Raw genomic sequence first — 20,450 nt, 5'->3', positions numbered from 1 at the left:
CGGCCGCGGAGGACATCGGGAAGACGTGAGGAACACATGAGGAAGATCTGCATCATCGGGAACTCGGTGGCCGCCTCGCGGACCGAGGAGGAGGCACCGCTCGCCGGCTGGGGCCAGTTCCTCGGCGAGTTCCTGGGCGGCGACTGCGAGGTGCGCAACTACGCCCGGGACGCCATGACGTTGCGCGGCTACTTCACCGAGCGCCTCGCCACGCTCCTCTCCGTCCTCAACCCCGGCGACCTGGTCCTCATCGCCTTCGGCAACGTCGAGCAGCGCGTCAACCAGCCCGAACGCCACCACGGGCCACGCGAGTTCAAGGAGTACCTGCGCCTGTACGCCGAGGCCGTCCGGACCGAGGGAGCCCTCGCCGTACTGGTCACTCCCGCGGCGCGCTGCACCTTCGACGAGGCCGGGAGCGTCCTGGACACCCATGACGGATACCCCGAACTCACCCGCGAGGCCGCGGCCGAGACGGGTGCCGCACTGATCGACATGACCGCGTTCACCACCACGATGCTCGCGGAACTCGGGCCCACCCGGGCCCGCCGGCTCTACCGCTGGCTGGATCCGGGCGAGCACCCGAACCACCCCGACGGCATCATCGACTCCAGCCACTTCAACGAGCAGGGAGCACGCGAGGTGGCCCGACGGCTGGCCGCGTCCGTCCTGGACAACCCGGGCCTGCCGCGTGACCTGGTCGACCCGCAGCGGCTGGCCCCCGACACGTTTCCCGCGGTCCTCGCCGAGTTCACCGTGAGCCGCCCCGAACTGGCCCTCACCATGCAGCCGAGCCTGCCGGACCCGCCGGTCTTCACCTCGCCCGCCCCCGGCGAACTGGTCGGCGCCGCCCGCAGACTGAGCGGCAAGGCACCGGCCGGGACCGACTACGTCCTCTTCTACGAGCAGGGCCGCTACCTCGGCGGCACCTCCGTCTCCTCTTCCGGGACCTGGCAGTGGCGCCGGGTCGTCAACTGGCCGGCGGGCCCGCACACCGTCGAGGTGCTCGGGGTCGCGGGCAACAGCGTCTCCCGGACCTCCGCCGTGGACTTCCGCGTCCTCGACCGGCTGGAACCGCCGCAGATCGTGGGCCCGAGGCCGAACGCCTGGTGCGGTCCACGTCCCCGCTTCTCCGGCAGGGCGGCCCCCGGCGTCACGAAGGTCATGGTGCTGGAGCAGGGCAGACTCATTGCCCAGGCACCCGTCCAGGACGACGGAACCTGGCGGGTCACCCACGCCCACGACTGGCGGCCGGGCACCTACACGGTCGAGTTCGTGGCGGTGTTCAGCGCCATCCACTCGGCGCCCGCCGCCCTGACCCTGCGCGTGCACGGCATCCCCGAGGACAACTGGCTGCACACGTCGCTGTCGTCCCGCGAACCCTGCTCCGGCACCTGCGAGCACTACCCGGCGATGCCGACCTGGTGACCCACCGGCACGGAACGACAGAGGGCCCCCGCCCAAGGCGGAGGCCCTCATCAAGTCACGTCCGTACGGCGGCAGTTACGCCGGAACGCTGGCCACACCCGGCGCCAGGAACGGCTTGCCGTTGACCCGCTCCGACACACCCTCCCGGTCCAGGTACGGCGTGATGCCGCCCAGGTGGAAGGGCCAGCCGGCGCCCGTGATCAGGCACAGGTCGATGTCCTGCGCCTCGGCGACGACACCCTCGTCGAGCATCAGCCCGATCTCCTGCGCCACCGCGTCCAGGACCCGGTCCCGCACCTGCTCCTCGGTCAGCACGGAGTCGCCCTGCTGCAGCAACGCGGCGACCTCGGGGTCGAGTTCGGGCTTCCCGCTGTCGTAGACGTAGAAGCCGCGCTTGCCCGCCTTGACGACGGCCGCGAGGTTCGGGGAGACCGTGAAGCGGTCCGGGAAGGCCCGGTTGAGGGTCTCCGAGACATGCAGGCCGATGGCCGGACCGACCAACTCCAGTAGCACCAGCGGGGACATGGGCAGCCCGAGCGGTTCTACGGCCTTCTCGGCGACGGCGACCGGGGTGCCCTCGTCGATGACGTTCTGGATCTCGCCCATGAAGCGGGTGAGGATGCGGTTGACGACGAACGCCGGGGCGTCCTTCACCAACACCGCTGTCTTCTTCAGCTTCTTGGCCACCGCGAATGCGGTCGCGAGCGAGGCGTCGTCCGTCTGCTCGCCGCGCACGATCTCCAACAGGGGCAGAATCGCCACGGGGTTGAAGAAGTGGAAGCCCACGACCCGCTCGGGGTTCTTGAGCTTCGACGCCATCTCGCTCACCGACAGCGAGGAGGTGTTGGTGGCGAGGATCGCGTGCGCCGGGGCGACCGCCTCGACCTCCGCGAAGACCTGCTGCTTGACGCCGATCTCCTCGAAGACGGCCTCGATGATGAAGTCGGCGTCCGCGAAGCCCTCGGCCTTGTCCAGCACACCGGTGACCAGGGCCGTGAGGCGGTTGGCCTTGTCCTGGTTGATACGGCCCTTGCCGAGCAGCTTCTCGATCTCGGCGTGGACGTAGCCCACACCCTTGTCGACGCGCTCCTGGTCGATGTCCGTGAGGACGACCGGCACTTCGAGGCGGCGCAGGAAGAGCAGGGCGAGCTGCGAGGCCATCAGACCGGCGCCGACCACACCCACCTTGGTGACCGGACGGGCGAGGGACTTGTCGGGCGCACCCGCCGGACGCTTGCCGCGCTTCTGGACGAGGTTGAACGCGTAGATACCGGCGCGGAGTTCGCCACCCATGATCAGGTCGGCGAGGGCCAAGTCCTCGGCGTCGTAGCCCTGTTGGAGGTCGCCGTTCTTCGCGGCGCCGATGATGTCGAGGGCGCGGTAGGCGGCCGGGGCGGCCCCGTGCACCTTGGAGTCCGCGACGAAACGGCCCTTGGCGACGGCCTGGTCCCAGGCCTCGCCGCGGTCGATCGCCGGACGCTCGACCTTGATGTCGCCCTTGAGGACGCTCGCCGTCCAGATCAGGGACTGCTCCAGGAAGTCGGCGCCCTCGAAGAGCGCGTCGGCGATCCCGAGGTCGAAGACCTGCTGGCCCTTGAGCTGCTTGTTCTGGTTCAGGCTGTTCTCGATGATCACCGAGACGGCCTTCTCCGCGCCGATCAGGTTCGGCAGCAGCGTGCAGCCGCCCCAGCCGGGGACGAGGCCGAGGAAGACCTCGGGCAGCGAGAAGGCCGCGATGTGCTTCGACACCGTGCGGTACTCGCAGTGCAGACCGACCTCGACACCGCCGCCCATGGCCGCGCCGTTGTAGTACGTGAAGGTCGGTACCGCGATGTCCGCGAGGCGCTTGAAGACCTCGTGGCCGCCCTTGCCGATGGCGAGCGCGTCGTCGTGGTTCTTGAGGAGCTCGACGCCCTTCAGGTCCGCGCCGACCGCGAAGACGAACGGCTTGCCGGTGATGCCGACACCGACGATCTCGCCGGCCGCCGCCTCCTTCTCGACCTGGTCGATGGCGGTGTTCAGGTTCGCCAGCGAGGCCGGACCGAAGGTGGTCGGCTTGGTGTGGTCGAAGCCGTTGTCCAGCGTGATGAGCGCGAACCGCCCAGCGCTGTACGGCAGTTCGAGGTGACGGACGTGCGCGGACGTCACGACCTCGTCGGGGAACAGCTCGGCCGCACCCTTCAGAAGCTCGGTGGTGGTGCTCACTTGTCCCCCTCGAAGTGCGGGTTCTCCCAGATGACCGTGGCGCCCATGCCGAAGCCGACGCACATCGTCGTCAGGCCGTAGCGGACGTTCGGCTGCTCCTCGAACTGACGGGCCAGCTGCGTCATCAGGCGGACGCCCGACGAGGCCAGCGGGTGGCCGAAGGCGATCGCGCCGCCGTACTGGTTGACGCGCTCGTCGTCGTCAGCGATGCCGTAGTGGTCGAGGAAGGCCAGCACCTGTACGGCGAAAGCCTCGTTGACCTCGAAGAGGTTGATGTCCTCGATGCCGAGACCCGCCTTGGCGAGCGCCTTCTCGGTCGCCGGGATCGGGCCGTAGCCCATGACCTCCGGCTCGACGCCCGCGAAGGCGTACGACACGAGACGCATCTTCACCGGCAGGTTGTGCTCGCGCGCGAAGTCCTCGCTGGCGATGATCGAAGCGGTGGCACCGTCGTTCAGCCCGGCCGCGTTGCCGGCGGTGACCCGCCCGTGCACACGGAACGGAGTCTTCAGCCCGGCGAGGTTCTCCAGGGTCGTCCCCGGACGCATCGGCTCGTCGGCGGTGACGAGACCCCAACCGACCTCGCCCACCTGCTCGTTGGTGTTGCGCACCGAGATCGGCACCAGGTCCTGCTGGATCTTGCCGTTGGCGTACGCCTTGGCGGCCTTCTCCTGCGAACGCACCGCGTACTCGTCGGCGCGCTGCTTGGTGATGTGCGGGTAGCGGTCGTGCAGGTTCTCCGCGGTCATGCCCATGAACAGTGCGGAGTCGTCGACCAGCTTCTCGCTCACGAACCGCGGGTTCGGGTCCACGCCCTCGCCCATCGGGTGGCGGCCCATGTGCTCGACACCACCGGCGATGACGGCGTCGTAGGCGCCGAACGCGATGGAGCCGGCGGTGGTCGTGACGGCGGTCAGCGCGCCCGCACACATGCGGTCGATGGAGTAGCCCGGGACGGACTGCGGCAGCCCGGCGAGAATGCCCGCGGTCCGCCCCAGGGTCAGCCCCTGGTCACCGATCTGCGTGGTCGCGGCGATGGCGACCTCGTCGATCTTCGCGGGGTCGAGTCCCGGGTTGCGGCGCAGCAGCTCCCGGATCGCCTTCACGACGAGGTCGTCGGCCCGGGTCTCGTGATAGATGCCCTTCGGGCCCGCCTTGCCGAACGGGGTGCGGACGCCGTCGACGAAGACGACGTCCCTGACGGTACGAGGCACGATTGGCTCTCCTCCAGGGTGCGGGATCGGCACTGCCGCGATGCGCTGAGCGCGCGCTCAGTACCCATGCTACTTGCGGGTAACCAACCTGCCCACCCCCGGGGTCGGGAGCGGCGAACGTCACACCCCGCCCGCGCCCGGTTCCCCACGCACCACCTGAGGATCTTGGCCTGATCTCGACGCCGAGGTTCCGCTTCCGAGCGCCTTTCCGTGCCCCACGGGGAGCCGATCGGCAGCGGCCAGCCGACCAGCCTTTAGGGGCGCGGGGAACTGCGCGACCAGCCACAACGGACGCGCACCCGCAAAACAACGCACAACCCCTACGGTGCTTTCGCGGTCAACGCCTCCACCAAAACCGGCGCAACCTGCTCAACCTGCCAAGCCCGAGCCCCATACCCGGCAAGAGCCGCCCCCACAGACTCCACATCCACACTCTTCGGCGGCTCCCAGCAAACCCGCCGCACAGTATCCGGAGTAATGAGGTTCTCCTGAGGCATGTTGAGCCCCTCAGCGACCGCCGACACCGCAGCGCGCGCCGCGGACAACCGAGCCGCAGCCTCAGGATCCTTGTCGGCCCAAGCGCGGGGCGGCGGCGGCCCGGTAACCGGCTGACCAGGCTGCGGCAGCGCGGAGTCGGGAAGGGCCTTGGCCCGATCGACGGCCGCCTGCCACTGCTCCAGCTGCCGCCGCCCCATCCGATGCCCGAACCCGTTCAACGCGGCCAGCGCCTGCACGTCGACGGGAAGAGAGAGTGCGGCCTCCACGATCGCCGCGTCCGACAGCACCTTCCCCGGCGACACATCCCGCCGCTGCGCGATCCGGTCCCGCGTCTGCCACAGCTCCCGCACGACACCGAGCTGCCGGCGCCGCCGTACCTTGTGCATCCCGGACGTCCGACGCCACGGATCCTTGCGGGGTTCGGCGGGCGGCGCCGCCGCGATCGCGTCGAACTCCTGGCGGGCCCAGTCCAGCTTGCCCTGCCGGTCGAGTTCCTTCTCCAGCGCGTCCCGCAGATCGACGAGGAGTTCGACGTCGAGGGCGGCGTAGCGCAGCCAGGGTTCGGGCAGCGGGCGGGTGGACCAGTCGACGGCGGAGTGCCCCTTCTCCAGGACGAAACCCAGCACACCCTCGACCATCGCGCCCAGTCCGACCCGCGGGAATCCGGCGAGCCGACCCGCCAGCTCGGTGTCGAAGAGCCGCGTCGGCACCATGCCTATCTCGCGCAGACACGGCAGGTCCTGAGTGGCGGCGTGCAGCACCCACTCGACGCCGGAGATGGCCTCACCGAGGCCCGACAGATCGGGGCAGGCCACGGGGTCGATCAGTGCGGTGCCCGCGCCCTCACGGCGCAGCTGCACCAGATAGGCGCGCTGTCCGTAGCGGTAGCCGGACGCGCGCTCGGCGTCGACGGCCACGGGACCCGTGCCGGCGGCGAAGGCCGCGATCACCTCGGCGAGGGCGTCCTCGTCGGCGATCACGGGCGGAATGCCCTCTCGGGGCTCGAGCAAAGGGATCGGCGCCGTTTCGACGTCGTCCGGAGGGGCGCCTCCGGTGGTTCGCAGTGAGCTGTCTGCTGCGGTTTCTTGGGCGTCGGTCACCTGTCAAGGGTATCCGTGTATGGACAACGCCCGCCGACGGAACGTTCCGTCGACGGGCGTCTGGGGGTCGTAAACCAGTCAGGTAAGTGAAAGATCCGGTTCACGGCTCGAAGGGGGAGCGGGAAGGAGAGCGGAAGGAGATGCGGGGACGGGGTCGCGGGACAGGGTCAGTGGATGATTCCGGTGCGCAGCGCCACCGCGACCATGCCGGCGCGGTCACCCGTGCCGAGCTTGCGGGCGATACGGGCGAGGTGGCTCTTGACGGTCAGTGCGGACAGGCCCATGGAGACGCCGATGGCCTTGTTCGACTGGCCCTCCGCGACCAGACGCAGGACCTCGACCTCACGGCCGGACAGTTCGCGGTAGCCACCCGGGTGGCTCGGGGAACCCGGGGGGCGGCGGTGCATACGGGCCGCGGCGGAGCCGATGGGGGCGGCGCCGGGCCGGGTGGGGAGCCCGACGTTGGTGCGGGTGCCGGTGACGACGTAGCCCTTGACGCCGCCCGCGAGGGCGTTGCGCACGGCACCGATGTCGTCGGCGGCGGACAGGGCCAGGCCGTTGGGCCAGCCTGCGGCTCTGGTCTCGGAGAGCAGGGTGAGACCGGAACCGTCGGGAAGGTGGACGTCTGCCACACAGATGTCGCGGGGGTTGCCGATGCGGGGACGAGCCTCCGCGACGGACGAGGCCTCGATGACGTCGCGCACACCGAGCGCCCACAGGTGGCGGGTGACGGTGGAGCGTACGCGCGGGTCGGCCACGACCACCATGGCGGTCGGCTTGTTCGGGCGGTAGGCGACCAGGCTTGCGGGCTGCTCGAGGAGAACGGACACCAGGCCTCCTGGGGTGTGGGACGACTTTCAAGGTCACAGTCGTCTTCGGCACCAAACCCCAGGTCCTTTAGAGAAAGATCACGATTTAGTGAGTAGCAATCAGTGCAATTCGGACATGCTGTCGATCGTTCGGTGAACGAAACGGCTCGTTCGATGGGCCACTCCTGATTGAAAGTGGCCGTATCGACAAAGACACCGGAAGTGCTCGGTAAGACCTCGGTGTGCCTCGGGTAAGGCTCAGCGTGACTGCGGGCCCCGGCGCTGCGGCAGCGTGACGATGGACGCGTCGCCCGGGCCCGCCGGGGGCAGGCCCGCGACCTGGGCCAGCAGATCGCACCAGGAGGCCAGATGCGCCGCCGTGTCCGGGACGCCGCCGAGCCCCTCGCGCGGAGTCCACGAGGCACGGATCTCGATCTGGGACGCGGACGGCCGCTCGGACAGTCCGCCGAAGTAGTGGGAGCTGGCGCGGGTGACGGTGCCGCTCGGCTCGCCGTACGTCAGTCCGCGCGCCTGGAGCGCGCCGGTCAGCCAGGACCAGCACACGTCGGGCAGCAGCGGGTCCGCCGCCATCTCCGGCTCCAGCTCCGCGCGCACCAGCGTCACCAGCCGGAACGTGCCGTGCCAGGCGTCGTGCCCGTCCGGGTCGTGCAGCAGCACCAGCCGGCCGTCGGCCAGGTCCTGGTCGCCGTCGACGACCGCGGCCTCCAGCGCGTACGCGAAGGGGGCGAGCCGCTGGGGAGCGGGCGTCGGATCGATCTCGATCTGCGGCCTCAGCCGACTGTTCTTCAGGGCCTGGACCGCGGCCTGGAAAGCCGGCGGCGCCGCACCGCCCCCATCCCGGTCCCCCTCCTTGGAGTCGTCCATCCCGTCAGCGCCATCCGACAATCGTCCCTGAGCCGCAGCCATGCGGGAAGATTAAGGGGAACGGAGGCATCGTGCGGGACTAGACACCCGCTCTTCCGCTCAGCACACCGTGTAATCGCCTTCTGGCGCCGTGCGAGACTTGCCCCCGTGAGTGCCAACCAGAGCCCCGCGGGCCAGCAGCCGACCGCCACTTACGACTCCGCCTTCATGAAGGCGGCCAGGCGTGAGCCCGTTCCGCACACACCCGTGTGGTTCATGCGGCAGGCCGGGCGCTCGCTGCCGGAGTACCACAAGGCGCGCGAGGGCATCGCGATGCTCGACTCCTGCACGCGCCCCGAGCTGGTCGCCGAGATCACCCTCCAGCCGGTGCGCAGGCACAACGTGGACGCGGCGGTCTACTTCAGCGACATCGTCGTCCCGCTCAAGGCCATCGGCATCGACCTCGACATCAAGCCCGGCGTCGGCCCGGTCGTCGAGAAACCGATCCGCACCCGCGCCGACCTGGCCCGGCTCCGCGACCTCACCCCCGATGACGTCTCCTACGTCACGGAGGCCATCGGCCTGCTGACCGCCGAGCTCGGCCCGACCCCCCTCATCGGCTTCGCCGGCGCCCCGTTCACCCTCGCGAGCTACCTCATCGAGGGCGGCCCGTCCCGCACGTACGAGAACGCCAAGGCGATCATGTACGGCGACCCCGAGCTCTGGGCCGACCTCCTGGACCGCCTCGCCGACATCACGGCCGCCTTCCTCAAGGTCCAGATCGAGGCGGGCGCCAGCGCCGTCCAGCTCTTCGACTCCTGGGCCGGCGCCCTCGCCCCGGCCGACTACCGCCGCTCGGTGCTCCCCGCCTCCGCGAAGGTCCTCCAGGCGGTCGAGGGCTACGGCGTCCCGCGCATCCACTTCGGTGTCGGCACCGGCGAGCTGCTCGGCCTGATGGGCGAGGCCGGCGCGGACGTCGTCGGCGTCGACTGGCGCGTCCCGCTCGACGAGGCCGCCCGCCGCGTCGGCCCCGGCAAGGCGCTCCAGGGCAACCTCGACCCGACCGTCCTGTTCGCCTCCACGGAGGTCGTCGAGGCGAAGACCCGCGAGGTCCTCGAGTCGGCGAAGGGCCTGGAGGGGCACATCTTCAACCTCGGGCACGGCGTGATGCCGTCCACCGACCCGGACTCGCTCACCCGGCTCGCCGAGTACGTCCACACCCAGACCGCCGGCTGAAGTCCGCGCTCACCACGTGTGCCGGGGCCTCGCCCGCCTGCCGAACAGCAGGCCGCGCGGTTCCGGCGGCGGGGGCGTGCCCGCCTTGAGCGGCCAGGCGAGCAGCATGCCCACCAGGAACCCGACGACATGCGCCTCGTACGCCACGGTGCCCGCGTCGGAGACGCCCTCGCCGGACGAGTAGAACGCCTGGAGCACGAACCAGAAGCCCAGCACCAGCCAGGCGGGCAGGCGTAGTGGCAGGAAGAACAGGAACGGCACCAGGACCCACACCCTGGCCTTCGCGTACAGCACCAGATACGCGCCCAGGACACCGGCGATCGCCCCGGAGGCGCCGATCAGGGGGTCGGCCGAGTTGTCGTTGAGCAGCGCGAAGCCGTAGCCCGCCGCGTAACCGCAGACCACGTAGAAGAGCGTGAAGCGGATGTGGCCCATGCGGTCCTCGACGTTGTTGCCGAAGATCATCAGGAACAGCATGTTGCCCAGCAGGTGGATCCAGCTGCCGTGCAGGAACATCGCGGTGAAGACGCTCAGCGGGGCCGACTTGTCGTAGGTCGGCGGGCCGGCCGCGCACGCAGGGCCGCCGGGGCCCGCCTGGACGGCGCCGGTCGGGACGAGCTGCGGCATCTGGTGGTGGATCAACTCCCGCGGTACGGCCGCGTAGTGGTCCAGGAACGCCTGCAGATGGCACAGCTGCGAGAGGTCGCTGCCGCCCGCCACGGAGCCCGCCATTCCGGGCGTGAACAGGAAGACGAGCACGTTCGCGGCGATGAGCGCATACGTCACCCAAGGGGTGCGGCGCACCGGGTTCACGTCATGGACGGGGATGACCACAAGGGATTAGTGCCCCCGATACGCGCGGCGAACCGGTGAACACCGCCGTCCGCCTGTGCGTATGACTCCTCAACCGCCCGCGGTGCGGGGAAGGCGTGTCGCGGGGACGACGTGAGGAACAGGCGATGAACGACCGTATTTCCCCTCAGATGACCGCCACGCCCGACGGCGAGGCCGAGATCTCCCTGGTGGTGCGCCTCCCCTGGGAGGACGTCGCCCGGCTCGGCCAGGAGGCGGGACGCATGGCCGCGCAGATGCAGCGGCCGGTCACCCTGGACGAGGCGGTGAGCAACCGGCTGCGGTCCAACGCGCTGGGCGCCCACGCGAAGCCGGCCGGGGCTCAGCCCGCCGCGATGGTGCCGCCGAGCGCGTCCGTCTCGTCCCTGCCCGCCAGGCCGCCGGCCGAGCAGGCACGGCAGGCGATAGACCGCATCAACGGCACGGCGTAAACGCTTTACCGCAGGCCCGCCTGGACCTTGGCGGCCGCCTTTCGGGCCGCCACCAGGACCGGGTCCCACACCGGGGAGAACGGCGGGGCGTAGCCCAGGTCCAGGGCCGTCATCTGTTCCACCGTCATACGAGCCGTGAGGGCGACCGCCGCGATGTCGACACGCTTCGCGGCGCCCTCCCGGCCGACGATCTGCACGCCCAGGAGCCTGCCGGTACGGCGTTCGGCGAGCATCTTCACCGTCATGAGGGCGGCCTCGGGGTAGTAGCCCGCGCGGCTGGTCGACTCGATGGTGACCGTCTCGAACCGCAGGCCCGCGCGGTGGGCGTCCTTCTCGCGCAGCCCGGTACGCGCGATCTCCAGATCGCACACCTTGCTCACGGCGGTGCCGACCACCCCGGGGAAGGTGGCGTAACCGCCGCCCACATTGGTGCCGATGACCTGCCCGTGCTTGTTGGCGTGGGTCCCCAGGGCGATGTGCCGCTCCTGCCCGGAGACCAGGTCGAGCACCTCGACGCAGTCGCCCCCGGCCCAGATGTTCTCGTGCCCGCGCACCCGCATCGCCAGGTCGGTGAGCAACCCGTCGTGCTGCCCGACCGGCAGCCCGGCCGCCTTCGCGAGCGTCGTCTCGGGCCGTACACCGATCCCGAGCACCACGACATCCGCCGGATACTCCGCGTCCTCCGTGACCACGGCCCGCACCCGTCCGTCGTCCCCGGTGCGCAGCTCGGTGACGTGGGCGTCGTCGACCATGGTGATGCCCAGGCCCGCCATCGCCTTGTGCACCAGGCGCCCCATGTCCGGGTCGAGCGTGGACATCGGCTCCTTGCCCCTGTTGACGACGGTGACGTCATACCCGCGGTTGACGAACGCCTCGGCCATCTCGACCCCGATGTACCCGGCCCCGACCACCACGGCCCGACGCCCACGCGTGCGTGCCAGCGAGTCGAGCAGTGCCTGCCCGTCGTCGAGCGTCTGCACCCCGTGCACGCCGGGCGCGTCCACCCCGGGCATGTCCGGCCGGATCGGCCGCGCCCCGGTCCCGATCACGAGCTTGTCGTACGACGTCCAGGACTCCTCCCCGGAATCGACGTCACGCGCGCGTACCCGCCCACCCGCGACGTCGAGTTCGACGACCTCGGTGCGCATGCGCAGGTCGATGTCCCGCTCGCGGTGCTCCTCCGGGGTGCGGGCGATCAACTCCTCCGGGGCGGACACGTCACCGCCCACCCAGTAGGGGATGCCGCACGCCGAGTACGAGGTGAAGTGGCCGCGCTCGAAGGCCACGATCTCCAGCTCGTCCGGCCCCTTGAGGCGCCGTGCCTGTGACGCCGCGGACATGCCCGCGGCGTCTCCGCCGATGACGACCAGTCGTTCCCGGGTACCCCTCGCACGGCTCATGCTCATGCGAACACGCTACGGGGACCGATCATTTCAGTCCTGGCTGCCCTCTTCCGGCAGAGCGCTCACTCCGGTGGCCGCCGGAACGGTCGCCGCCCGGCGCGGTCGTACGAGACGCAGCCACACGACGAGCGCCAGCGCCGCCACGGCCGCGAACGGCAGTACCGCGCCGAGCGCCAGGGCGATCCAGCGCAGCATCGTCACGAAGACGTGCCAGCCGCCCGCCACAGCGTCCACGAAGCCGGGACTGTCGTCCTTCGCGGCGGCCTTCGCCACCGGGGTCTGCGACAGGGACAGCGTGATGGTGGCCAGGCTGGTGCGGTCCTTCAGGGAGGCCTGTTGGGCGAGCAGCGCCTCCAGGTCGGACTCGCGGGTGCTCAACTCGCCCTCCAGCTCCACCACATCACTGAGCTTGGTGGCCCGGTCCATCAGGTCACGCACGCGTGCCACGCTGGCCCGCTGCGAGGCGATACGGCTCTCCACGTCCACCACCTGGTCGGTGACGTCCTGCGCCTTCGCGGTGCGGTCGAGCAGCTTGCCCGCGCCCTCCAGGTCGGCGAGGACCTCGTCGTACTTGTCGCTGGGCACCCGCAGGACGACCCGCGTGCGCTCGTGGCCCTGCCCGTCGCGGCTGGTCGACTCGTTGCCGACGAACCCGCCCGCGTTCTCGGTGGTGGTGCGGGCCTCGTCGAGGGCCTTCGGCACGTCCTTGACCCGCACGGACAGCGAGGCCGTACGGATGATGCTGGTCGCGGTGAGCTTGGGCGTCGTCTTGGTGTTCCGGGCGTTGCCGCTGCCCGCCGCGCCTTCCTGCGGAGCGACGGCCTTGTCGTTCGCGCCCGCGCCGGCATCGCTGGCAGTGGAACTCTTGTCGCTCGCGCCGCCGCTGCACCCGGCCAGCGCGAGCGCCGAGGCCAGCAGGACCGCGGCCAGGGCCTGGACAGGCCGTACGGAGTGTCGTGTGCGCATGTGTCGCTACCCCCGGGGTTTCGTCGTGACGACTGACGCACCTTCGACGCCGGGACCGGGCGGGACGTTGGCGGTAAACGGTCCCGATGCGGTCACGGTCGGGACTCGCACCGGACACCGCGTCGGACACCGGCCCGGAGTCGGACTGTCAGTGGGGTCTGAGAGGCTGGGTGCATGCGTGAAGTGGAGACTCGTACGGGCACAGGGCATGTCGTCGTCATCGGCGCCGGGATCGGCGGGCTGGCCGCCGCACACCGGCTGCTGGACAGAGGCGTGCGCGTGACCGTCGTCGAGGCGTCGGAGCGGGTCGGCGGCAAGCTGCTGCCCGGTGAGATCGCGGGCGCCCGCGTGGACCTCGGCGCCGAGTCGATGCTGGCCCGCCGCCCCGAGGCCGTCGCGCTGGCCCGCGAGGTGGGCCTCACCGACCGCCTCCAGTCGCCCGCCACGTCCACCGCGTCGATCTGGACCCGGGGTGCGCTGCGCCCCATGCCCAAGGGCCACGTCATGGGCGTCCCCGGCACCGCCTCCGCCCTCTCCGGAGTTCTCTCGGACGAGGGCCTGCACCGCATCGAGCGCGACGCCGACCTGCCCCGCACGGAGGTCGGCGACGACGTGGCGGTCGGCGAGTACGTGGCGGCCCGCCTCGGCCGCGAGGTCGTCGACCGCCTCGTCGAGCCCCTCCTGGGCGGGGTCTACGCAGGCGACGCGTACCGCATCTCGATGCGCTCCGCAGTCCCGCAGCTGTACCAGGCCGCGAAGACCCACGACTCCCTCACCGAGGCCGTCCGCGGCATTCAGGAGCGCGCCGCCGCCGCACAGCAGACCGGCCCGGTCTTCATGGGCATCCAGGGCGGAGTGGGCCAACTCCCGCTCGCCGTCGCGGAGTCGGCACGCGCGCGGGGCGCCGAGATCCGCACCGGAACACCGGTCACGGAGCTGCGCCGCACCGGGGCATCGGGCTGGCGCGTCGTCGCCGGAGGCCGCGTGCTCGAAGCCGACGGCGTGATCGTCGCCGTCCCCGCACCTGTCGCCGCCGAGCTGCTACGGCCCGAAGCACCGGGCGCCGCCGCCGAGTTGGCCGCCGTCGAGTACGCCTCGATGGCCCTGATCACCCTCGCCTACCGCCGCGCGGACATCGAACTCCCCGAAGGCAGCGGCTTCTTGGTGCCACCGGTCGACGGCCGCACCATCAAGGCGTCCACCTTCGCCTCCCAGAAGTGGGGCTGGATCGCCGACGAGAACCCGGACGTGCTGGTCCTGCGCACCTCGGTGGGCCGGTACGGCGAGACGACGATCCTGGAGCGCGACGACACGGGCCTGGTCGACGTCTCCCGGCACGACCTGCGCGAGGCCACCGGCCTCGACGCCGAGCCCCTCGCGACCCGAGTCACCCGCTGGACCGACGGCCTGCCCCAGTACCCGGTAGGCCACCACGCGCGCGTGGCCCGCATCCGCGAACACGTGGGCAAGCTCCCCGGCCTGGCGGTCTGCGGCGCTGCGTACGACGGCGTAGGCATCCCGGCGACCATCGCGAGCGCGTACGCGGCCGTCGAGCGGCTGACCGGTGACCCGGTGCCGAGCGCCTCCGGCGGAGCGGGAGAATAGCCCCATGAGCGACGACGCCCCCACCACCGACCCCGGCCGTGTCCCGAACAAGGGCAAGCTGGCCAAGGACCTCAACGAGGCCATCCGCTACACCCTGTGGTCCGTCTTCAAGCTGAAGGACGTGCTGCCCGAGGACCGCGCCGGTTACGCCGACGAGGTCCAGGAGCTGTTCGACCAGCTCGCCGCGAAAGACGTCACGGTCCGCGGCACGTACGACGTCTCGGGCCTGCGTGCCGACGCCGACCTCATGATCTGGTGGCACGCCGAGACCGCCGACCAGCTCCAGGAGGCGTACAACCTCTTCCGCCGCACGAAGCTCGGCCGCGCCCTGGAGCCGGTCTGGTCGAACATGGCGCTGCACCGCCCCGCCGAGTTCAACCGCTCGCACATCCCGGCCTTCCTGGCCGACGAGACCCCGCGCAACTACATCAGCGTGTACCCGTTCGTGCGCTCCTACGACTGGTACCTGCTCCCCGACGAGGACCGCCGCCGCATGCTCGCCGACCACGGCAAGATGGCCCGCGGCTACCCCGACGTCCGCGCCAACACGGTCGCGTCCTTCTCCCTCGGCGACTACGAATGGCTCCTCGCCTTCGAGGCCGACGAGCTCTACCGCATCGTCGACCTCATGCGCCACCTCCGAGCCTCCGAGGCCCGCATGCACGTCCGAGAAGAGGTCCCGTTCTACACGGGCCGCCGCAAGGACATCGGCGACTTGGTAGCAGGCCTGGCGTAGTCGCCCTGTTTTAGGCTTTTAGGGGCGCGGGGAACTGCGCGACCAGCCCCCACCGGCTCGCAGACTACTTACTACCTGACCGCGCAGCACTCGGTTTCGGCTCCTGATGCGGCGCGCAAGCCGCACGCCGCTCAGGCAGCCGCCCCTCCAACAGGTACGCATCCAAATACCCGTTGACGCACTTGTTGGATCCCCCCGCGATCCCATGCGTCCCCGCATCCCGCTCAGTCACCAACACAGAGCCGAACAACCGCCGCTGCAACTCCAACGCCCCGTCATAAGGCGTAGCCGCATCCCGCTCAGCAGCCATGATCAGCACCGGCGGCAACTCACCCGGGCCCGTGCGCACATCCAGGGGCTGCTGACGCGGCTCGGGCCAGTACGCACAGGGCAGATTCATCCACACGTTGTCCCACGTCTCGAACGGCGCCACCCGAGCGAGCCGAGTGTTGTCCCGGTCCCAGGTCTGCCAATCGGTAGGCCAGGCCGCGTCATTGCACTCGACGGCCGTGTACACCGCATTCCCGTTCTCCGCCTCGACGGCCGCCCCCGGCGTAGGCCCGGCCTGCTGGATCAACGGCTTCGGGTCGCCCTTCAGGTACGACGACAACGCGGCGGCACTGTGCGGCCAGTAGTCGTCGTAGTACCCGGCGGACAGGATCGCGCCCTGCAACTGCGCCGGCCCCACCTTGCCGCCGGCGGGCTTCTCGGCGAGCCGCGCCTCGGCCTTGCGGTAGTTGCCGAGCACCTTCTCCGCCGTGTCGCCGAGCCCGTAGACGTCGTCGTGCCTGGCGATCCACTCGCGGAAGTCCGTCCAGCGGCCCTCGAACGCGGCCGACTGGTCGAGGTTGTTGCGATACCAGATCTGCTCGGGGTCCGGGTTCACCGCCGAGTCGAACACCATCCGCCGTACGTGCGTGGGGAACAGCGTCGCGTACAGCGCCCCGAAGTACGTCCCGTAGGACGCCCCCATGAACGTCAGCCGGTCCTCGCCGAGCGCGGCGCGCAGGACGTCCAGGTCGCGGGCGTTGTTGAGGGAGGTGTAGAAGCGGAGCTTGCTGCCGGAGCGCTTGGCGCAGCCGCGCGCGTAGGACTTGGCCTCGGCGATGCGTTCTTTCTTGTACGACTCCGAGGGGTACGTCGGCGACTGCGAGGGCGCCTTGAAGAAGTGCTTGGGGTCCTCGCAGGACAGGGGCGCCGACTTGTCGACGCCGCGCGGGGCGTAGCCGACGAGGTCGTAGGCCGACGCGATGCGCTTCCACTCGGGGAGCATGCCGATCAGCGGGAAGTAGAGGCCGGAGGCGCCGGGGCCGCCTGGGTTGTAGACCAGGGAGCCCTGGCCGGGCACTCTGCGCTTGCTGTTGTGCGGGTCCTTGTGGGTGGCCCGGGCGCGGCTGACGGTCAGCCTGATCTGCTTGCCGTCGGGGTGCGCGTAGTCGAGCGGGACGGAGACCGTGCCGCACTCCATGGTGCCGGGCAGGTCCTGGGCGTCGGGGCACTTCCCGAAGGTGATGCCCGCCGCCCGGGCGTGCGCGGCGGCCAGCGCGGTGCCGGTCAGTTCGGCTGCCCGGACGCCCGGAACGCCGGGGGTACCGGTGGCCGGGGCGGCGGCGAGGGTGGTGAGGAGCAAGGACCCGGCGGCCGAGTACAGGGCGGCGGCTCGCATGGTGGGGTATCCCTTCGGAGCACGGCAGCAACAAAAGGGATGTTTCGTTCGGCTGTTGGCGAAGGCAAGCACCATCGGGCGGTGTCGGCCCCAATGACCCCTGTGCGCCCCCGGGGAGCGCCTTCACGCTGTGGTCAGCGGCGCCACTCGTACTGCTCGCGGTGCGCGAAGGCCGCCCGTAGATCCGGTTCGCCGACCGCGCGGATGCCGCGTACGGCGACGGACGTCAGATACGTACGGTCGTCCCCGCTGCCCGCGTGCCGGGCCAGCGTGCCCAGCAGCCGCTGACCGGCCGGGGAGGCCCAGCGCGAGTACGGGTGCACCTCGACGCGCGCGATGGCCAGACAGCTCAGCGTGAGGGCCAGCGGCAGCGCGAACCAGAGCGCGACCAGCCCCCGCGGCATCTCGGCCCCCGGCGTCAGCAGCGCGGTCGCGCCCAGCGCGAGCACGACGAGCGCGGCGCCCCGCACCTGCCGTACCCCGGACGCAACGGTCGTAGTGCTCCCGTCCGGTACGGCCAGACCCGCGTCGACGAGCCGGACCGCGACCTCGCGCACCGCGTCCGTGGCCGCCGCGGTGGCCCGCACCGGGCCGATCCTGGACTGCCCATCGGGCCCGATGGCGCCTATCACCGACCGCTCGATGGCGTCCCGGCCGCGCGGGTCGACGACGGTCGCCCAGCCGGTGTGCGCGAGCAGCAGCCGGTGCTGCCGCGCCATGGAGACGAGCGTCAGATCGGCGACCCGCGCGGGGCCGCCGGACAGGAACGCCGCCTCGTAGAGCGTCAGATCGTGTCCCGTGCCCGTGTCGTCCGTGTCGACGGCCGCCGCTCTGACGGCGGCCAGGCACAGCCGCGTGCACGCCGTGCCGGCGACGGCCCAGGCCAGGAGCAGGAGAAGGACCCAGAACATGCCAAGTTTCTATGCCAAAGGCCCAGTGCGACGCCATGCCTTGTTCACAATCCGGACGGAGCGTTGTCGGTATGTGACGTTCCGAATGTCCGGAAACGGACTACGGCCGAAACGGTTCTACGGCTGTGCCGACGGCGGTGGGGCGGAGGCGGCCGGCGGGAGCGTGTAGGTCGGCGAGACCGACGGGGTCAGCGGGACCACCTGACCGGGGTCGGCCGCGGCGGAGACGCTGGGCACCGGCGAGCTCGACGCGGCCATGTCCCGGGCCAGCGCGGCGAAGTCGACGTACCCGGTGGCCTCCAGGACCTTGATGTGGTCCAGGACGGTCGTGTTGGCGTCGTCGGCGAGGGCGCGGACCAGCGAGTTCTGGGTGGTGGCGCGGACCTGCGCGACCACCGTGAACACCTTGCCGTGCGCGAGGCGCAGGATGTTGGCGAACTTGCGGTCGAAGTCCACGCCCCGCGCCGCGTTGAGTGTCGCGAGCCACTGCTGCTGCTGAGCGTTGGGCTGGTTGGGCAGCGGCACCCCGAGCCGGGCGGCGACATCCCGCACCCGCTCGTCCAGGAACGTGTGTCCGTCGATGAGGTGCTGTCCCGCCGTCCGTACGGCCGCGGTGGTGCCCTTCTCCTCGGCCTGCTGCCCGGCCGGCAGCTCCCACAGCCCGGCCAGCCGGACCCTGGTGACGAAGTCCCGGTCCAGGGCGGACAACGGCCCGTACTGCGTGGTCACGGTCTGGTCGCTGAGCACGCTGGCACTCGTCGTCCCGGACCGGTCGGCGTAGGACCAGACCGGGAAGACCAGCGCGGCCAGCGTCGCGGTCAGGCCGATGACGATGACGCCGGTGCCACTGAATATGCCTCGGCCCTGTACGGGTGGTCGCGGTCGCATGGGTGCCTCCTGTTACGGCACCGCACGTGAGTGTGCTTTTCGTGCGCTTCGCGTGCGGGACCGCAATATTACTGCGGAGTCACTGTCACCTTCCAAGGCCCCACGTCAGCCGCACAGCAGCCCCGCCCAGATCCCTCAACGGCGCAGCAGCACCCGCCGGGTGGCGCGGGCGAGCCGGACCGCGGGCCGCGTCGACCGCGGGACGGGCCCCGAGCGCTCCAGCCACCACTCCCGCAACTCCCGCCGCACCTCCGCGTCCTCGGGCCCGCCCGACAGCAGCAGCTGCCCGGCGAAGTCCAGCGCGTCCCGTCGGTAACCGCCGGTCATCGGGTGCGAGTGCGCGTACGCGAGGAAGGCCGGTCGGTACAAGTCCCCGAGAATCTCCGGCAGTTCGGGCGCCACCTTCGCCACGACATCGGCCCGCTTCACCCCGAGCGCCCGCGCTTGCACACCGAGCCGCACACGGTCGAACCCGTCGGGAACGGGAGTCCCGGCGACCAGGGCGGAGAGGAGGGCGGTCTGGGCGAGGGCGAGGCGCTGGCGGGTGGGGGCGGTTGGGGGAGGGGGAGGGGTGGGCTGAGCGGCGGCGGTTTGGGGAATGTGTGCTGCTTTCGATGCCCTTGCGGCCTTTGTCGCCCGCGCTTCCCGCGCAGGAACCCTGCTCGCGGCCGCCCGCGCCCATCCCTTGGTCAGCGCCCCCTGAATCGCCTCCAACTCCCGCTCCAGCACGGCCGGTTCGGGGAAGTTGTCGTCCCGCTCCAGCAGCACCCCGGGCGGGGAGACGCGGGACGCGAGATCGGTCAGGATCGCGAGGACCGGGGCGGGGACCGGGTGGGCGTGGGTGTCGTGCCAGACGCCGTCGCGTTCGACGCCGCCCGCGACATGGACGTACGCGATCGCCTCGACGGGGAGTTCGGCGAGGGCCTTGGCCGGGTCCTCGCCGCGGTTGACGTGGTTGGTGTGCAGGTTGGCGACGTCGATGAGGAGGCGTACGCCGGTGCGGTCGGCCAGTTCGTACAGGAACTGTCCCTCGGTCATCTCCTCGCCCGGCCAGGCCAGCAGCGCGGCGATGTTCTCGACGGCGAGGGGTACGGGCAGTGCGTCCTGGGCGATGCGGATGTTCTCGCAGAGCACGTCGAGGGCGTCCCGGGTGCGCGGTACGGGCAGCAGGTGGCCGGCTTCCAGGAGTGGGGAGGCGGTCAGGGGGCCGCCCGCGCGGACGAACGCGATGTGCTCCGTGACCAGCGGTGCGCCCAGCGCCTCGACCCGCTCGGCGAGCGCCGTCAGCCTGGCCTCGTCCGGGCGGTCGGCGCCGCCGAGGCCCAGGGAGACGCCGTGCGGGATCACAGTCACGCCGCGTTCGCGCAGCCGTAGGAGGGAGTCGGGGAGGTGGCCGGGGCAGACGTTCTCGGCCACCGCCTCGACCCAGTCGATGCCCGGCATACGCTCCACGGCGTCCGCGATCTCCGGTCGCCAGCCGATGCCTGTCCCCAGTCGCTTCAACGTCCGTCCCCGTCCTCCAGGAAATCCATGAACTCCTCATGGCCGCTGTTCCGGCGTGACGGAGGTATCGCCCCGGCGCCGGGACCCGAACCCCGCCCGCGTCACCTTCAGAGCAACATTTGAGGTTCGGGGAGCGGT

At 70.8% G+C, this 20,450-nt stretch carries 17 protein-coding genes; 5 read left to right on the top strand and 12 right to left on the bottom strand.

Going from position 1 to position 20,450, the window contains the following annotated elements; translation table 11 throughout:
* The first annotated feature begins 36 nt into the window (after positions 1 to 36).
* On the top strand, positions 37 to 1,425 hold the full coding sequence (locus OG504_RS14705) for a hypothetical protein (protein WP_405990245.1): 1,389 nt from the start codon (positions 37 to 39) through the stop codon (positions 1,423 to 1,425).
* A gap of 75 nt (positions 1,426 to 1,500) precedes the next feature.
* Here the strand turns inward: OG504_RS14705 and OG504_RS14700 are convergent, their stop codons facing one another.
* From OG504_RS14700 to OG504_RS14680, 5 genes are all read right to left on the bottom strand, one after another.
* Positions 1,501 to 3,630 (bottom strand): 3-hydroxyacyl-CoA dehydrogenase NAD-binding domain-containing protein, encoded by a 2,130-nt coding sequence (locus tag OG504_RS14700; protein WP_405990244.1) that lies wholly within the window; start codon positions 3,628 to 3,630, stop codon positions 1,501 to 1,503.
* Entirely contained in the window at positions 3,627 to 4,844 is a 1,218-nt protein-coding gene (locus OG504_RS14695; protein ID WP_033285033.1) for an acetyl-CoA C-acyltransferase, read from the bottom strand. Before OG504_RS14695 ends, OG504_RS14700 begins: the two co-directional genes overlap by 4 nt.
* A gap of 320 nt (positions 4,845 to 5,164) precedes the next feature.
* Entirely contained in the window at positions 5,165 to 6,442 is a 1,278-nt protein-coding gene (locus tag OG504_RS14690) for an HRDC domain-containing protein (protein ID WP_405990243.1), read from the bottom strand.
* Positions 6,443 to 6,609: 167 nt separating this feature from the next.
* Positions 6,610 to 7,272 (bottom strand): response regulator transcription factor, encoded by a 663-nt coding sequence (locus OG504_RS14685; RefSeq protein ID WP_030605794.1) that lies wholly within the window; start codon positions 7,270 to 7,272, stop codon positions 6,610 to 6,612.
* Positions 7,273 to 7,509: 237 nt separating this feature from the next.
* Entirely contained in the window at positions 7,510 to 8,136 is a 627-nt protein-coding gene (locus tag OG504_RS14680; RefSeq protein ID WP_405990242.1) for a DUF3000 domain-containing protein, read from the bottom strand.
* A gap of 147 nt (positions 8,137 to 8,283) precedes the next feature.
* On the opposite strand from OG504_RS14680, the gene hemE reads away from it, so the two are divergent.
* The gene (gene hemE / locus OG504_RS14675; RefSeq protein WP_405990241.1) at positions 8,284 to 9,351 is read left to right on the top strand and encodes a uroporphyrinogen decarboxylase; all 1,068 of its coding nucleotides are present in this window, start codon (positions 8,284 to 8,286) and stop codon (positions 9,349 to 9,351) included.
* Between the two features lie 9 nt (positions 9,352 to 9,360).
* On the opposite strand, the gene OG504_RS14670 is transcribed toward hemE, so the two are convergent.
* Complete coding sequence (locus OG504_RS14670; RefSeq protein WP_405990240.1) at positions 9,361 to 10,185, bottom strand: rhomboid family intramembrane serine protease; 825 nt, start codon at positions 10,183 to 10,185, stop codon at positions 9,361 to 9,363.
* 125 nt (positions 10,186 to 10,310) lie between these two features.
* Between OG504_RS14670 and OG504_RS14665 the strand changes: the two genes are divergently transcribed.
* Positions 10,311 to 10,634: a hypothetical protein gene (locus OG504_RS14665; RefSeq protein ID WP_033285029.1), complete on the top strand. Its 324-nt coding sequence runs from the start codon at positions 10,311 to 10,313 to the stop codon at positions 10,632 to 10,634.
* Between the two features lie 5 nt (positions 10,635 to 10,639).
* On the opposite strand, the gene OG504_RS14660 is transcribed toward OG504_RS14665, so the two are convergent.
* Positions 10,640 to 12,040, bottom strand: a complete 1,401-nt coding sequence (locus OG504_RS14660) for an FAD-dependent oxidoreductase (protein ID WP_405990239.1) — start codon at positions 12,038 to 12,040, stop codon at positions 10,640 to 10,642.
* Between the two features lie 27 nt (positions 12,041 to 12,067).
* Positions 12,068 to 13,003, bottom strand: a complete 936-nt coding sequence (locus OG504_RS14655) for a DUF4349 domain-containing protein (protein WP_405990238.1) — start codon at positions 13,001 to 13,003, stop codon at positions 12,068 to 12,070.
* Between the two features lie 174 nt (positions 13,004 to 13,177).
* Here OG504_RS14655 and hemG point away from each other — a divergent pair, with 174 nt between their 5' ends.
* Both hemG and hemQ read left to right on the top strand, forming a co-directional pair.
* Complete coding sequence (hemG, locus tag OG504_RS14650; protein ID WP_405990237.1) at positions 13,178 to 14,608, top strand: protoporphyrinogen oxidase; 1,431 nt, start codon at positions 13,178 to 13,180, stop codon at positions 14,606 to 14,608.
* A 4-nt stretch (positions 14,609 to 14,612) separates the two neighbouring features.
* Positions 14,613 to 15,344 (top strand): hydrogen peroxide-dependent heme synthase, encoded by a 732-nt coding sequence (gene hemQ / locus OG504_RS14645; RefSeq protein WP_405990236.1) that lies wholly within the window; start codon positions 14,613 to 14,615, stop codon positions 15,342 to 15,344.
* A 64-nt stretch (positions 15,345 to 15,408) separates the two neighbouring features.
* Here hemQ and OG504_RS14640 read toward each other — a convergent pair whose 3' ends face one another.
* From OG504_RS14640 to OG504_RS14625, 4 genes are all read right to left on the bottom strand, one after another.
* Positions 15,409 to 17,010: an alpha/beta hydrolase gene (locus OG504_RS14640; RefSeq protein WP_405990235.1), complete on the bottom strand. Its 1,602-nt coding sequence runs from the start codon at positions 17,008 to 17,010 to the stop codon at positions 15,409 to 15,411.
* A gap of 134 nt (positions 17,011 to 17,144) precedes the next feature.
* Complete coding sequence (locus OG504_RS14635; RefSeq protein WP_405990234.1) at positions 17,145 to 17,921, bottom strand: TIGR04222 domain-containing membrane protein; 777 nt, start codon at positions 17,919 to 17,921, stop codon at positions 17,145 to 17,147.
* A gap of 117 nt (positions 17,922 to 18,038) precedes the next feature.
* Entirely contained in the window at positions 18,039 to 18,809 is a 771-nt protein-coding gene (locus OG504_RS14630) for a DUF4142 domain-containing protein (protein WP_405990233.1), read from the bottom strand.
* 135 nt (positions 18,810 to 18,944) lie between these two features.
* The gene (locus OG504_RS14625; RefSeq protein ID WP_405990232.1) at positions 18,945 to 20,312 is read right to left on the bottom strand and encodes a DUF692 domain-containing protein; all 1,368 of its coding nucleotides are present in this window, start codon (positions 20,310 to 20,312) and stop codon (positions 18,945 to 18,947) included.
* Positions 20,313 to 20,450 lie beyond the last annotated feature (138 nt).

It is taken from the genome of Streptomyces sp. NBC_00986 (genome assembly GCF_045162565.1).
Classification (GTDB): Bacteria; Actinomycetota; Actinomycetes; order Streptomycetales; family Streptomycetaceae; genus Streptomyces.
The sequence above is the reverse complement of the archived record's forward strand: the minus strand, read 5'-3'. Positions and strand labels throughout refer to the sequence as shown.